Source organism: Streptococcus infantis (assembly GCF_047460875.1).
In the GTDB taxonomy this organism is placed as follows: domain Bacteria; phylum Bacillota; class Bacilli; order Lactobacillales; family Streptococcaceae; genus Streptococcus; species Streptococcus infantis_AA.
The window spans coordinates 321432-336443 of sequence record NZ_JASHFI010000001.1 but is presented as its reverse complement, the minus strand read 5'-3'; the positions used below and the strand labels follow the sequence as shown (position 1 = coordinate 336443).

At 40.4% G+C, this 15012-nt stretch carries 14 protein-coding genes; 13 read left to right on the top strand and 1 reads right to left on the bottom strand.

Annotation, left to right across the window (positions count from 1 at the left end):
- The first annotated feature begins 10 nt into the window (after window positions 1-10).
- The 4 genes from QM887_RS01640 to QM887_RS01625 all read left to right on the top strand — a co-directional run bounded on the left by QM887_RS01640 (window position 11) and on the right by QM887_RS01625 (window position 4805).
- Window positions 11-1237 (top strand): cysteine desulfurase, encoded by a 1227-nt coding sequence (locus tag QM887_RS01640; RefSeq protein ID WP_414270210.1) that lies wholly within the window; start codon window positions 11-13, stop codon window positions 1235-1237.
- On the top strand, window positions 1224-1664 hold the full coding sequence (gene sufU, locus QM887_RS01635; RefSeq protein ID WP_414270209.1) for a Fe-S cluster assembly sulfur transfer protein SufU: 441 nt from the start codon (window positions 1224-1226) through the stop codon (window positions 1662-1664). Before QM887_RS01640 ends, sufU begins: the two co-directional genes overlap by 14 nt.
- A gap of 57 nt (window positions 1665-1721) precedes the next feature.
- Window positions 1722-3134: a Fe-S cluster assembly protein SufB gene (gene sufB, locus QM887_RS01630; protein ID WP_000797046.1), complete on the top strand. Its 1413-nt coding sequence runs from the start codon at window positions 1722-1724 to the stop codon at window positions 3132-3134.
- A gap of 282 nt (window positions 3135-3416) precedes the next feature.
- Window positions 3417-4805 carry an APC family permease gene (locus tag QM887_RS01625; protein WP_414270208.1) on the top strand — a complete coding sequence of 463 codons (1389 nt, stop codon included), beginning with the start codon at window positions 3417-3419 and terminating at the stop codon, window positions 4803-4805.
- Window positions 4806-4842: 37 nt separating this feature from the next.
- Here QM887_RS01625 and pbp3 read toward each other — a convergent pair whose 3' ends face one another.
- A complete protein-coding gene (gene pbp3 / locus QM887_RS01620) occupies window positions 4843-6084 on the bottom strand; it encodes a D-alanyl-D-alanine carboxypeptidase PBP3 (protein WP_414270207.1) in 1242 nt (413 codons plus the stop codon).
- A gap of 105 nt (window positions 6085-6189) precedes the next feature.
- On the opposite strand from pbp3, the gene QM887_RS01615 reads away from it, so the two are divergent.
- The 9 genes from QM887_RS01615 to rsmI all read left to right on the top strand — a co-directional run bounded on the left by QM887_RS01615 (window position 6190) and on the right by rsmI (window position 14925).
- Window positions 6190-7296: an AI-2E family transporter gene (locus tag QM887_RS01615; RefSeq protein ID WP_414270206.1), complete on the top strand. Its 1107-nt coding sequence runs from the start codon at window positions 6190-6192 to the stop codon at window positions 7294-7296.
- Window positions 7297-7517: 221 nt separating this feature from the next.
- Window positions 7518-8714, top strand: coding sequence for an elongation factor Tu (gene tuf / locus QM887_RS01610; RefSeq protein ID WP_001040718.1), 1197 nt, complete (start codon window positions 7518-7520; stop codon window positions 8712-8714).
- A gap of 157 nt (window positions 8715-8871) precedes the next feature.
- Window positions 8872-9981: a glutamate 5-kinase gene (proB, locus tag QM887_RS01605; RefSeq protein ID WP_414270205.1), complete on the top strand. Its 1110-nt coding sequence runs from the start codon at window positions 8872-8874 to the stop codon at window positions 9979-9981.
- Window positions 9982-9990: 9 nt separating this feature from the next.
- A complete protein-coding gene (locus QM887_RS01600; RefSeq protein WP_414270204.1) occupies window positions 9991-11253 on the top strand; it encodes a glutamate-5-semialdehyde dehydrogenase in 1263 nt (420 codons plus the stop codon).
- 3 nt (window positions 11254-11256) lie between these two features.
- A complete protein-coding gene (proC, locus tag QM887_RS01595; RefSeq protein ID WP_414270203.1) occupies window positions 11257-12054 on the top strand; it encodes a pyrroline-5-carboxylate reductase in 798 nt (265 codons plus the stop codon).
- Between the two features lie 117 nt (window positions 12055-12171).
- Entirely contained in the window at window positions 12172-12810 is a 639-nt protein-coding gene (gene tmk / locus QM887_RS01590) for a dTMP kinase (protein WP_414270202.1), read from the top strand.
- Window positions 12807-13697, top strand: a complete 891-nt coding sequence (locus QM887_RS01585) for a DNA polymerase III subunit delta' (RefSeq protein ID WP_414270201.1) — start codon at window positions 12807-12809, stop codon at window positions 13695-13697. The genes tmk and QM887_RS01585 overlap by 4 nt, the downstream gene beginning before the upstream one ends.
- 29 nt (window positions 13698-13726) lie before the next feature.
- A complete protein-coding gene (gene yabA, locus QM887_RS01580) occupies window positions 13727-14044 on the top strand; it encodes a DNA replication initiation control protein YabA (protein WP_001034369.1) in 318 nt (105 codons plus the stop codon).
- A 2-nt stretch (window positions 14045-14046) separates the two neighbouring features.
- Window positions 14047-14925: a 16S rRNA (cytidine(1402)-2'-O)-methyltransferase gene (gene rsmI, locus QM887_RS01575; RefSeq protein WP_414270200.1), complete on the top strand. Its 879-nt coding sequence runs from the start codon at window positions 14047-14049 to the stop codon at window positions 14923-14925.
- The last annotated feature ends 87 nt before the right edge of the window (window positions 14926-15012 follow it).

Genomic DNA, 15012 nt, shown 5'->3' with positions numbered 1-15012 from the left:
GGGGAAGTCTATGTTAGATGCAGAAGTGATTCGCAAGGATTTTCCGATTTTAGACCAGATTGTCAATGACGAACCTCTGGTTTATTTGGATAATGCTGCGACGACACAAAAACCACTAGCTGTTCTTGAAGCTATTAATCGCTACTATGAACAGGACAATGCCAATGTTCACCGAGGGGTTCATACTTTGGCAGAGCGTGCGACAGCATCTTATGAAGCTGCTCGCGAAACCATTCGCAAGTTCATCAACGCAGGTTCGACAAAGGAAGTACTCTTCACTAGAGGAACTACGACTAGTCTCAACTGGGTGGCACGTTTCGCTGAGGAAATCTTGATTGAGGGAGATCAGGTCTTGATTTCAGTCATGGAACACCATTCCAATATTATTCCATGGCAGGAAGCTTGTCGAAAGACTGGTGCGGAGCTTGTTTATGTCTATCTCAAAGATGGAGCTCTGGATATGGATGACTTGCGTTCTAAATTGACTGACAAAGTTAAATTTGTTTCACTAGCTCACGCATCAAACGTTCTTGGAGTGGTTAATCCTATCAAAGAAATCACTCAAATAGCTCACCAAGTTGGAGCTATTATGGTGGTGGATGGTGCTCAGTCTACACCTCATATGAAGATTGATGTACAGGATTTGGATGTGGACTTCTTTGCCTTTTCAGGTCACAAGATGGCTGGTCCAACTGGGATTGGCGTCCTTTACGGTAAAGAAAAGTATCTGGAACAAATGTCACCAGTTGAATTTGGTGGCGAAATGATTGATTTCGTCTATGAGCAATCTGCTAGCTGGAAGGAGTTACCTTGGAAATTCGAGGCTGGAACTCCCAATATGGCAGGAGCTATTGGACTTGCAGCTGCCGTGGATTATCTTGAAAACATTGGTATGGATGCCATTGAATCTCATGAACAAGAACTGATTGCATATGTCTTTCCAAAATTGCAGGAAATTGAAGGTTTGACCATTTACGGTTCGCAAGATTTGGCTCAGCGTTCAGGTGTTATTGCCTTTAATCTAGGGGACCTTCATCCTCACGACCTTGCGACAGCTCTGGATTATGAAGGAGTAGCAGTTCGTGCCGGTCACCATTGTGCTCAACCTCTGCTTCAATATTTGGATGTCCCAGCAACAGCTCGCGCAAGTTTTTATATCTACAATACCAAGGCAGATTGCGACAAGCTGGTCGATGCTTTACAAAAGACAAAGGAGTTTTTCAATGGCACTTTCTAAACTAGATAGCCTCTATATGGCGGTGGTAGCGGACCATTCGAAAAATCCACATCATCAAGGGAATTTAGAAGATGCTGAACAAATCAGTCTCAACAATCCAACCTGTGGTGATGTGATTAATCTCTCTGTCAAGTTTGGTGCTGACGATCGTTTGGAAGATATCGCTTTTCTAAACTCTGGTTGTACGATTTCAACTGCCTCTGCTAGCATGATGACAGATGCAGTTTTGGGCAAGACCAAGCAAGAAATCCTAGAGCTTGCAACCATCTTTTCTGAAATGGTTCAAGGTCAAAAGGATGAGCGTCAAGACCAACTTGGAGATGCAGCTTTCTTATCAGGAGTTGCCAAATTCCCTCAAAGAATCAAATGCGCAACCCTAGCTTGGAATGCCCTTAAAAAAACAATTGAAGACCAAGAAAATAAATAAGACAAGCTTTCTTTGTCTTATAAATCATTAGAAATAAAGAATGAAAGAAAGGATATTATGGCTGAAGAAAGAGTAGAACCAAAACCAATTGACCTTGGTGAATATAAATTTGGTTTCCATGACGATGTAGAGCCTGTCCTATCGACAGGAAAAGGATTGAATGAAGATGTCATTCGTGAACTATCAGCAGCTAAGGGAGAACCTGAGTGGATGCTGGAATTCCGTTTGAAATCTTATGAAACCTTCAAAAAAATGCCCATGCAAACTTGGGGAGCAGACTTGTCAGAGATTGACTTTGATGACTTGATCTACTACCAAAAACCATCTGATAAACCAGCCCGTTCTTGGGATGACGTTCCTGAAAAAATCAAAGAAACCTTTGAACGAATCGGGATTCCTGAGGCTGAGCGTGCCTATCTAGCTGGAGCTTCTGCCCAGTATGAGTCAGAAGTGGTTTACCATAACATGAAGGAAGAATTTGAGAAGTTAGGAATTATCTTTACAGATACAGATTCTGCCCTTAAGGAATACCCAGACTTGTTTAAGCAATATTTTGCGAAGTTAGTACCGCCGACAGATAACAAGTTGGCTGCCCTCAACTCAGCAGTATGGTCTGGTGGAACCTTTATCTATGTACCAAAAGGTGTCAAGGTAGATATTCCGCTTCAAACCTATTTCCGTATCAATAACGAAAATACAGGTCAGTTTGAACGTACCTTAATCATCGTTGATGAGGGAGCAAGTGTCCACTACGTAGAAGGATGTACAGCGCCAACATATTCAAGCAACAGCTTACACGCTGCCATTGTAGAAATTTTCGCTTTAGACGGAGCTTATATGCGTTATACGACTATTCAAAACTGGTCTGACAACGTTTATAACTTGGTAACTAAACGTGCTAAAGCTTTGAAAGATGCGACAGTTGAGTGGATTGATGGAAACTTGGGTGCCAAAACAACTATGAAATATCCATCAGTTTACCTTGATGGAGAAGGGGCGCGTGGAACTATGCTTTCTATCGCCTTTGCTAATGCTGGACAGCATCAGGACACTGGTGCTAAGATGATTCACAATGCTCCACATACTAGTTCATCTATCGTGTCTAAGTCTATTGCTAAAGGCGGAGGAAAGGTTGACTACCGTGGACAAGTAACCTTTAATAAAAACTCTAAGAAATCTGTTTCTCACATTGAGTGTGACACCATTATCATGGATGACTTGTCAGCATCAGATACTATTCCATTTAATGAAATCCATAACTCGCAAGTTGCTTTGGAACACGAAGCCAAGGTTTCTAAGATTTCTGAAGAACAACTCTATTATCTCATGAGCCGTGGATTGTCGGAATCTGAGGCAACTGAGATGATTGTTATGGGATTTGTAGAACCCTTTACAAAAGAACTTCCAATGGAATATGCAGTTGAGCTGAACCGCTTGATTAGCTATGAAATGGAAGGGTCAGTCGGATAAACTTTATGAACAGAAACTGAGGCTGGGACAAAAGTCCTAGCCTCTCAATTGTCTTTGGATTGTCGAGCAAGACGCAGTGGTTGAGTGGGCTCTACTACGCTGATTTCATCAGCTTTTACAGCCCTACTCAACTGTGCGGAGGTGGGACGACGAAATCGTATTCTAACGAATTACCGATTTCTGTCCCACTCTCAGTTTTTTTGACGAAAGATACTTATAAATATTCACAAAAAGTCTTTTGTATGTTAAAATAATACAATCACATAAAGTGGGGGATGAAATATGAATATTTTTAGAACCAAAGACGTTAGTCTAGGTAAAACGGAAATGCACCGCCATTTGAAATTATGGGATTTAATTCTTTTGGGAATTGGTGCTATGGTGGGAACAGGTATCTTTACCATTACAGGAACTGCAGCAGCAACACTAGCAGGACCTTCTCTTGTGGTATCTATCGTGATTTCTGCGATCTGTGTGTCCTTATCTGCTCTCTTTTTCGCAGAATTTGCCTCTCGTGTTCCAGCAACTGGGGGTGCTTATAGTTATTTATATGCAATTCTGGGTGAATTCCCAGCCTGGATAGCTGGTTGGTTAACCATTATGGAATTTATGACAGCAGTTTCAGGTGTTGCTTCTGGTTGGGCGGCCTATTTTAAAGGTTTGCTTAGCCATTATGGTATTTCTATGCCTCAAGCCTTAAATGGGACCTTTAATCCAGAGCAAGGGACCTATCTTGACCTCCTGCCAATTCTAGTTCTCGTCCTCGTTACGGGACTGGTCTTATTGAATTCGAAAGCAGCTCTTCGTTTTAATTCTATTCTTGTTGTTTTAAAATTTTCTGCCCTTGCCTTATTTATCCTAGTTGGTATTTGGTACATTAAACCTGAAAATTGGGCAGACTTTGCACCATTTGGCTTTGGTCAGATTTATGGTGGAAGCACTGGGATTATGGCAGGTGCTTCACTCATGTTCTTTGGATTCTTAGGGTTTGAGTCCATTTCTATGGCAGTTGATGAAATTCAAAGCCCCCAGAAGAATGTACCGCGTGGAATTGTTTTATCCTTAACTATTGTAACTATACTTTATGCACTAGTCACTCTAGTATTGACAGGGATTGTTCATTATAGCAAGCTCAATGTAGATGATGCAGTAGCCTTCGCTTTGAGAAATATCGGTATTGGTTGGGCAGCTAATTATGTTTCTCTTGTTGCGATTTTTACCTTGATTACGGTATGTATTTCAATGACCTACGCCTTGTCACGAATGATTTATAGCTTGGCCCGCGATGGACTCTTGCCTCAAAGCTTTAAAGAAGTGACCAAGACTAGTCGCGTTCCAAAGAATGCAACCATCTTAACAGGTCTTGTTTCAGCCATTGCAGCTGGGAACTTCCCACTAGCAAGTATTGCAGCCTTTCTTAATATCTGTACCTTAGCCTATCTTATTCTCCTAGCCTACGGTATTATCAAACTGAGAAAAGACAAGGGCTTGCCAAAAGAGGGCGAGTTCAAAACTCCATTAGTTCCTTTTTTACCAATCTTATCTATTCTGATCTGCCTCTCATTTATGTTACAGTATACTCTTGAAACATGGATGGCATTTGGAATTGCCTTGTTAATAGGAGTTATTATCTACTTTACTTATGGCTATAAACATTCGACTGTAGCTTAAAATGAATAAAGAAAAAATCGCGATTTTCGCGATTTTTTTATAGTTTTTCATTAACAAATCGAACAAATCGATTCCACCAAACTTTTAAGAAGAAGGCTTTGTCAACATTTTTTTCTGCAACCATTTCAAACTTAGGTTTGTCAGTAGTGATGTAACCTTGCCCGACTAGATCTTTATCTTCATAAGTGAGATGGCCAACAACTGTTCCTGCTTCAAGTGGTGCAGTATGCTCAGTACTATCAGGTGTGTAAGTAACAGATGACTGTGCTCGACTACCGAGACGTTGAACAATTTTTATATCTTCTTTAGCAACTGCTGTAACCGTATCTTGCTTTCCGTCATAAACTGGAGATTTGCTATCTTGGTAGCTTTCTCCTTGAGTGACGATTGTTTGGAGAGCAAAATTGGATGAGATATAATCTAGAAGAGCTGAAGTTGCAGTAAAACGAGCATATGGATTGGTATCTTGGTTGTCAGCATTAAGAACAACTGTAATGATGCGCATTCCTTTTTCAACTGTAGTACCTACAAAGGATGCTCCAGCCTTATCAGTCGTACCAGTTTTGAGACCATCAACACCCCCACGATAGGCAGGCATTCCCTCCAACATATAGTTAGTAGAATTAATGGTCATACCAGCGAAAGTCGAAGAAGGTTTCTTGGTGATTTCTAAGACCTGAGGATACTTGAGAATCAGATTACGAGCAACGACAGCAACATCATAAGCGCTCAATTTATTTTCATCATCTTTCTTAGAACCAGGATAGATATTATTCCCAAGAGTTTCATTATTTAGACCAGTTGTATTGACGAGGGTAGCATCTTGAATCCCCCATTCCAGTAGTTTGGCCTTCATCATATCAACGAAGTCTTTTTCAGAGCCAGCAATTTTTTCAGCTAGGGCAATGGCTGCACTGTTAGCACTGGATACCAGAGTAGCTTCTAGCAATTCCTCAACTGTGTAGTTACGAGCTTCCATAGGAACGTTACTTGCTTCAGAATTGGTAGTGAGCTGGTAAGGATAATCTGAGATTTCTACAGGAGTAGAAAGGGTGATTTTTCCTTGTTCCAAGGCTTCATAGACTAGATAAACAGTGAGGATTTTACTGATAGAAGCAATTTCGACAGGTTGAGTCGCGTCTTTTTCATATAAAATCTTTCCGCTGTTAACTTCTACGGCAATAGCATGTTTTGCAGCCACATCAAAATCCTGAGCAGAAACAGTGGTAGCAGAACCGAATAAAAATAATGTGATTAAGGTTAAAAATAATTTCTTCATAGTAACTTTATTCTATCACAAAGACAAAAAATATTCTTGATTTTTTGATGAAGGTTATCAATCTTTTTTGAAATGTGGTAAAATAGTGAAAAGAGGAGGTGACTTATGTTTCGAAGAAATAAATTGTTCTTCTGGACAACTGAAATCCTATTAATAACCTTAATTTTCTATCTATGGAGAGAAATGGGTGCCATTATTACACCCTTCGTTAGTGTTCTAAATACAATTATGATTCCTTTTTTGTTAGGAGGCTTTTTGTATTACATTACCAATCCAATCGTTATTTTTCTTGAGAAGAAGTGCAAGATTAATCGAATAATTGGGATTTTGTTAACACTTTGCGCCTTAATTGGAACCATTGTGATAGGCGTTGTCTATCTTTTACCTATTTTAATCAATCAGTTGAGTAGCTTGATTAACTCTAGTCAAGATATTTATAGTCGTCTCCAAGATCTAGTCTTAGAATTATCAAAATATCCAGCCTTTCAAAATATAGATGTTCAACAAACCGTTCAACAACTAAATCTCTCTTATGTTGATATTTTACAAAACATCTTAAATAGCGTGACAAATAGTGTTGGAAGTATTTTATCTGCACTCGTAAGCACAGTCTTGATCATCATCATGACACCAGTTTTCTTGATTTACTTCTTGCTAGACGGACATAAGTTTTTACCAATGCTTGAGAGGACTGTCCTAAAACGAGATAAACTGCATATATCTGGTTTATTAACAAATTTGAATACCACTATTGCTCGTTATATTAGCGGTGTTTCAATCGATGCAGTCATTATTGGATGTTTGGCTTTTATTGGCTATAGTGTGGTCGGATTGAAGTATGCCTTGGTGTTTGCTATTTTCTCTGGTTTGGCTAATTTGATTCCCTATGTTGGACCAAGTATCGGCTTGATCCCAATGATTATCTCTAACCTTTTTACAGATCCTCACAAAATGATTATCGCTGTCATTTATATGTTGATTATCCAGCAAATTGATGGAAATATCTTGTATCCACGTATTGTAGGTGGAGTTATGAAGGTCCATCCAATTACTATTTTAGTCTTGCTCTTGTTATCAAGTAATATTTACGGTGTGGTAGGTATGATTGTTGCTGTTCCAACCTACTCAATTTTAAAAGAGATTTCCAAATTCTTAGCTAGATTGTATGAAAATCACAAGGAAGCAAAAGAAGAAAAGTACTTATCAGAATGAAAGAACTAGATCCAGTCTGGTTCTTTTTTTCTAAAAATAAGCCAATTTATAGATATTTTAAATAAATTGGTAGAGGAACTAGAGCGAGAATAAGAATAATTCACAAAAACTTTGTAAAACACTTGCAATTTAGCTGAAATTTGATAAAATAGTAAGGAAAGTTAGACTGTATTGCCTACTGTCTATCTATAAAATATATTTTATTGGAGGCTTTTACTCAAATGGCAAAAGAAAAATACGATCGTAGTAAACCACACGTTAACATTGGTACTATCGGACACGTTGACCACGGTAAAACTACCCTAACTGCAGCTATCACAACTGTTTTGGCACGTCGCTTGCCTTCAGCAGTTAACCAACCTAAAGACTATGCGTCTATCGATGCTGCTCCAGAAGAACGCGAACGCGGTATCACAATCAACACTGCGCACGTTGAGTACGAAACTGAAAAACGCCACTACGCTCACATCGACGCTCCAGGACACGCGGACTACGTTAAAAACATGATCACTGGTGCTGCTCAGATGGACGGAGCTATCCTTGTAGTAGCTTCAACTGACGGACCAATGCCACAAACTCGTGAGCACATCCTTCTTTCACGTCAGGTTGGTGTTAAACACCTTATCGTCTTCATGAACAAGATCGACTTGGTTGACGACGAAGAATTGCTTGAATTGGTTGAAATGGAAATCCGTGATCTTCTTTCAGAATACGACTTCCCAGGTGACGATCTTCCAGTTATCCAAGGTTCAGCTCTTAAAGCTCTTGAAGGTGACTCTAAATACGAAGACATCATCATGGAATTGATGAACACTGTTGATGAGTACATTCCAGAACCAGAACGTGACACTGACAAACCATTGCTTCTTCCAGTCGAAGACGTATTCTCAATCACTGGACGTGGTACAGTTGCTTCAGGACGTATCGACCGTGGTACTGTTCGTGTCAACGACGAAATCGAAATCGTTGGTATCAAAGAAGAAACTAAAAAAGCTGTTGTTACTGGTGTTGAAATGTTCCGTAAACAACTTGACGAAGGTCTTGCAGGAGACAACGTAGGTGTCCTTCTTCGTGGTGTTCAACGTGACGAAATCGAACGTGGACAAGTTATCGCTAAACCAGGTTCAATCAACCCACACACTAAATTCAAAGGTGAAGTTTACATCCTTACTAAAGAAGAAGGTGGACGTCACACTCCATTCTTCAACAACTACCGTCCACAATTCTACTTCCGTACTACTGACGTTACAGGTTCAATCGAACTTCCAGCAGGTACTGAAATGGTAATGCCAGGTGATAACGTGACAATCGACGTTGAGTTGATCCACCCAATCGCCGTAGAACAAGGTACTACATTCTCTATCCGTGAGGGTGGACGTACTGTTGGTTCAGGTATGGTTACAGAAATCGAAGCTTAATTCGATTTAGTTCCCAGAAGAACAATTATTTAAGTCAGACACTAAAAGAATCTTGCTTTGCAAGGTTCTTTTTTTTCGATCAAAAGTGAGAGAGTTCCTTTTTTACAATTTCATAAAATCATGGTAAAATGGTTAAATATTAAATTTGGAGAAAAATATGAAGTACAAGCGTATCGTATTTAAAGTAGGAACTTCGTCCTTGACTCATAAAGATGGAAGTTTATCTCGCAGTAAAGTAAAAGCTATCACACAACAGCTTGCAATGCTACATGAAGTTGGTCATGAGCTGATTTTGGTGTCTTCTGGGGCTGTTGCAGCAGGTTTCGGAGCCTTAGGATTTAAGAAACGACCGACAAAGATTGCGGATAAGCAGGCTTCAGCTGCGGTTGGTCAAGGTTTGCTTTTGGAAGAATACACAACAAATTTGCTCTTAAGACAGATTGTTTCAGCGCAAATCTTGCTAACTCAGGATGATTTTGTCGATAAGCGACGTTATAAAAATGCCCATCAAGCTTTGTCAGTCCTGCTTAATCGTGGTGCGATTCCTATTATCAATGAAAATGACAGTGTCGTTATTGATGAACTCAAGGTCGGAGATAATGATACGCTCAGTGCCCAGGTTGCAGCAATGGTGCAGGCAGATCTTTTAGTCCTCTTAACGGATGTAGACGGTCTTTATACTGGAAATCCTAACTCGGATCCAAGGGCTAAACGCTTGGAGCGAATCGAGACCATCAATCGTGAAATTATTGATATGGCAGGTGGAGCAGGATCTTCAAACGGAACTGGTGGTATGCTGACTAAGATAAAGGCAGCGACCATCTCAACAGAGTCAGGAGTGCCGGTTTATATCTGTTCATCCTTGAAACCTGATGCTTTAATTGAAGCAGCTGAAGAAACTCTTGATGGTTCTTTCTTTGTTGCACAGGAGAAGGGGCTCCGTACCCAGAAGCAGTGGCTAGCCTTTTATGCCAAAAGTCAGGGAGCAATTTGGGTTGATAAAGGTGCTGCAGAAGCTCTTTCTCAACACGGTAAAAGTCTACTTTTATCAGGTGTTGTAGATGTTGAGAGCAACTTTTCTTATGGCGATATTGTTACGGTTTTTGATAAGGAAACTGGAAAATCACTCGGAAAAGGTAGAGTACAACTAGGTGCATCGGGACTGAAAGATGTCCTTCGATCTCAAAAAGCCAAGGGAGTCCTGATTCATCGTGATGACTGGATTTCTATCACTCCTGAAATCCAACTACTCTTTACAGAATTTTAGAGGTAAACTATGGTAAGTACACAAGAACAATTTGAACTGGTACAGGCAGTTAAAAAAACCATCAATACTGCTAGTGAAACAGTAAAAAACCAAGCCTTGCTAGCTATGGCCGATCACTTATTGACAGCTACTGAGGAGATTTTAGCGGCTAATGCTCGAGATATGGAAGCGGCTAAGGGGAAAATCTCAGATGTTATGCTCGATCGTCTTTATTTGGATGCAAGTCGTATCCAAGCGATGGCAACAGGCATTCGTGATGTGGTTGCTTTACCAGATCCAATCGGTGAAGTCCTAGAAACAAGTCAGCTTGAAAATGGTTTGGTCATTACTAAGAAGCGTGTGGCTATGGGTGTTATTGGCATTATCTATGAAAGTCGTCCAAATGTGACTTCTGATGCAGCTGCCCTTGCTCTCAAGAGTGGAAATGCGGTTGTTCTTCGTAGCGGTAAGGATGCCTACCAAACAGCTCATGCTATTGTTACAGCCTTGAAGAAGGGCTTGGAGACTACCACCATTCATCCAGACGTCATTCAATTAGTAGAAGATACTAGCCGTGAAAGTAGTTATGCCATGATGAAGGCTAAGGGTTATCTAGATCTTCTTATTCCTCGCGGAGGGGCTGGTTTGATCAATGCTGTCGTTGAGAATGCAATTGTGCCTGTTATCGAGACAGGTACAGGGATTGTTCATGTTTACGTTGACAAGGATGCAGATGAAGACAAGGCGCTGTCTATTATCAATAACGCTAAAACTAGTCGTCCTTCAGTCTGCAATGCCATGGAAGTGCTGCTTGTTCATCAAGACAAGGCGGCAAGCTTCCTTCCTCGCTTGGAGCAAGTTCTGGTTGCCGATCGAAAGGAAGCTGGTCTTGAACCTATTCAATTCCGTTTAGATGAAAAAGCTAGTCAATTTATTTCAGGTATAGCAGCAGAGCCACAAGACTTTGACACCGAGTTTTTGGACTATGTCCTAGCTGTAAAAGTAGTTTCTAGTCTTGATGAAGCTGTAGAGCATATCGAAGCCCACAGCACCCATCATTCGGATGCGATTGTGACTGAAAATGCTGATGCTATAGCTTACTTTACAGATCAAGTAGACTCGGCGGCGGTTTATGTCAATGCTTCGACTCGTTTCACAGATGGTGGCCAATTTGGTCTTGGTTGTGAAATGGGGATTTCAACTCAGAAATTGCATGCTCGTGGTCCAATGGGCTTGAAGGAATTGACCAGCTACAAATATGTGGTTACTGGTGATGGACAGATAAGGGAGTAAGAGATGAAGATTGGATTTATCGGCTTGGGGAATATGGGTTCCAGTTTGGCTAAGGCTGTTTTGCAGGCAAAAACGAGTCATCAGATTCTCCTTGCTAATCGTAGTCAAGCTAAGGTGGATACTTTTATTGCCAATTATGGTGGTCTGGCTTCTAGCAATGACGAAATCTTTGCAGAAGCAGATGTGATTTTTCTAGGAGTTAAACCAGCACAGTTCTCAGAACTGCTTTCTAAATATCAGCCAGTCCTTGAGAAACGAGAAAGTCTTCTTTTGATTTCCATGGCAGCTGGTTTGACCTTGGAAAAACTCGCTAGTCTTCTTCCAAGTCACCATAGGATTATTCGTATTATGCCTAATACACCTGTTGCTATTGGGCAAGGAGTGATTAGCTATGCCTTGTCTGCAAATTGTCATCCAGAAGACAATGAACTATTTTGTCAACTGTTAGCCAAGGCTGGCCAGTTAGTTGAATTAAGCGATGCTTTAATAGATGCAGCAACAGGGCTTGCAGGTTGTGGTCCTGCCTTTGTCTATCTTTTCATCGAAGCCTTGGCGGATGCAGGTGTTCAGACAGGATTGCCACGAGAAATGGCTCTGAAAATGGCGGCTCAAACAGTAGTTGGTGCAGGTCAAATGGTCCTAGAAAGTCAGCAACATCCTGGAGTCTTGAAAGACCAAGTTTGCAGTCCAGGTGGTTCAACCATTGCTGGTGTAGCAAGTCTAGAAGAACATGCTTTTAGAGGAACCGTTATGGATGCTGTCAACCAAGCCTACAAAAAAACTCAAGAATTAGGCAAATAAGAGGTGAGTGTTAAAACTCACACTCTTTTTTTTACAAAGAAGGAAATGAAAAAAGCTTTTCACAAATCCCCATTTTTTTGATAGAATAGAAGAGAGAAAAATAGAAATGAGTCAGACATGTCAAAAGGATTTTTAGTCTCTCTTGAGGGACCAGAGGGAGCAGGAAAAACAAGCGTTCTTGAAGCCCTAATCCCTGTATTAGAGGATAGGGGAGTAGAAGTTTTAACAACGCGCGAACCAGGTGGGGTCTTAATTGGAGAAAAAATTCGCGAAGTTATCCTAGATCCTAGTCATACTCAAATGGATCCTAAGACTGAGCTTCTCCTCTATATTGCTAGTCGTCGACAACACTTGGTGGAAAAGGTCTTACCAGCACTTGCAGCTGGAAAACTGGTTATCATGGATCGCTTTATCGATAGTTCTGTTGCTTATCAGGGCTTTGGGCGTGGTTTAGATATCGATGCCATTGATTGGCTTAATCAGTTTGCGACTGATGGACTGAAACCTGATTTAACTCTTTATTTTGATATTGAGGTCGAAGAGGGGCTGGCACGTATTGCTGCCAACAGTAATCGGGAAGTCAATCGTTTGGACATGGAAGGTCTGGATCTACACCGAAAAGTTCGTCAAGGTTACCTTTCTCTTATTGAAAGAGAAGGAAATCGCATCGAAAAAATCGATGCTAGCCTACCACTTGATCAAGTGATTGAAAATACGCAGCAGCTACTTTTTGATAGGATGGGATTAAGGAGATGAAGCAAGAGCAATTAAGAGCTTGTCAACCTTTACAATTTGAACGTTTTATCCATATCTTGGAGCAAGGGCAGCTCAATCACGCCTATCTATTTTCAGGTAATTTTGGAAATTTAGAGATGTCCCTTTTCTTGTCTAAAAGTCTCTTTTGTAGTGAAAAAACTGATATTTTACCTTGTGAAAAATGTCGGAATTGTAAATTGATTGAGCAGGAAGAGTTTCCTGATGTGACCATAATTAAACCTCTAAATCAAGTCATTAAGACGGAGCGTATTCGAGAATTAGTTGGTCAATTTTCCCAGTCTGGTATTGAAAATCAACGTCAGGTCTTTATTATCGAGCAAGCAGAAAAAATGCATGTGAATGCTGCAAATTCACTCTTGAAGGTTATTGAAGAGCCACAAAGTGAGATTTATATTTTCTTTTTGACCGATGATGAGGAACAAATGTTGTCAACGATTCGAAGTCGGACACAGATTTTCCAATTTAAGAAGCAAGTGTCTACTTTAATGTCACAGCTTGAAGAGGCTGGTTTAGTAAAAAATAAAGCTAAGTTATTGGCTCAGTTTAGTCAATCTCAGGCGGAGGCTGAAAAGCTAGTGCATCAAGCAGGATTTTGGACACTAGTAGATGAAAGTGAACGTTTCTTTTCGTGGCTTTTAGCCCATAAAAAAGAATCCTATTTGCAAGTTGCAAAATTAACGAGTTTGGCTGATGATAAAGAAAAGCAAGATCAAGTGCTCAGAATTTTAGAGGTATTAGCTGGTCAAGAGGTTCTCAATGTTTCTGCTCGGAACATTTTGCAAAATCTCGTCCAAACTCGAAAAATGTGGCGGGCCAATGTTAGCTTTCAAAACGCTTTGGAATACCTGGTTTTACAAAAAAATTAAAGTGAAGATAGATTATAGAAAGGGCTGTAATGAATAAAAAAGAATTATTTGATGCTTTAGATGACTTTTCACAGCAATTGTTGGTAACCTTGGCAGACGTTGAAGCTATCAAGAAAAATCTCAAGAGTCTGGTAGAGGAAAATACAGCTCTTCGTTTAGAAAATGATAAACTGAGAGAACGTTTGGGAGAGGTTGAGGAGACAGCTCCAGCCAAAACGAAACATGTAAGGGAAAATGTCCGTCGCATTTATGAGGATGGTTTTCATGTTTGTCGTGACTTTTATGGTCAACGTCGGGAGCAAGATGCAGAATGTATGTTTTGTGATGAGTTGTTATTTAGGGAGTAAGTATGCAGATTCAAAAGAGTTTTAAGGGACAAACTCCCTACGGCAAGCTTTATCTAGTCGCAACGCCAATCGGTAATCTAGATGATATGACTTTTCGCTCCATTCAGACCTTGAAAGAGGTTGACTGGATCGCGGCAGAAGATACTCGTAATACGGGACTTTTGCTCAAGCATTTTGAGATTTCAACCAAGCAAATCAGTTTTCACGAACATAATGCCAAGGAAAAAATTTCTGATTTGATTGGTTTGTTGAAACAAGGTCAAAATCTTGCCCAAGTATCTGATGCAGGGATGCCTAGTATTTCTGACCCGGGGCATGATTTGGTCAAGGCTGCCATTGAAGAAGATATCGCAGTTGTCACAGTTCCAGGAGCTAGTGCAGGGATTTCTGCCTTGATTGCCAGTGGCTTAGCACCACAACCTCACATTTTTTATGGTTTCTTACCACGAAAATCAGGCCAGCAAAAGCAGTTTTTCGAAGCGAAAAAAGCTTATCCAGAGACCCAGATTTTCTATGAATCACCTCACCGTGTGGCGGATACGCTAGAAAATATGCTAGAAGTCTACGGTGATCGTTCAGTAGTCTTGGTTCGAGAATTGACCAAAATCTATGAAGAATACCAACGGGGAACTATTCCTGAGTTATTAGAAAGTATTTCTGAAACACCACTTAAGGGCGAGTGTCTTCTCATTGTAGAGGGTGCTAGTCAAGAAGTAGAAGATAAGGGTGAAGAGGACTTGTTCTTAGAAATCCAAGAACGTATCCAGCAAGGTATGAAGAAAAATCAAGCTATCAAGGAAGTCTCTAAGATTTACCAGTGGAATAAAAGCCAGCTATACGCTGCCTACCACGACTGGGAAGAAAATCAAGAAAATGACTAAACAGGGAAGTTTGCCTTCTTCCCTTTTTTTGTTATACTAGTAGAAGAAAAAATAGAAAGATTTGTGGGTGTTAAACAAGCCAGTGCC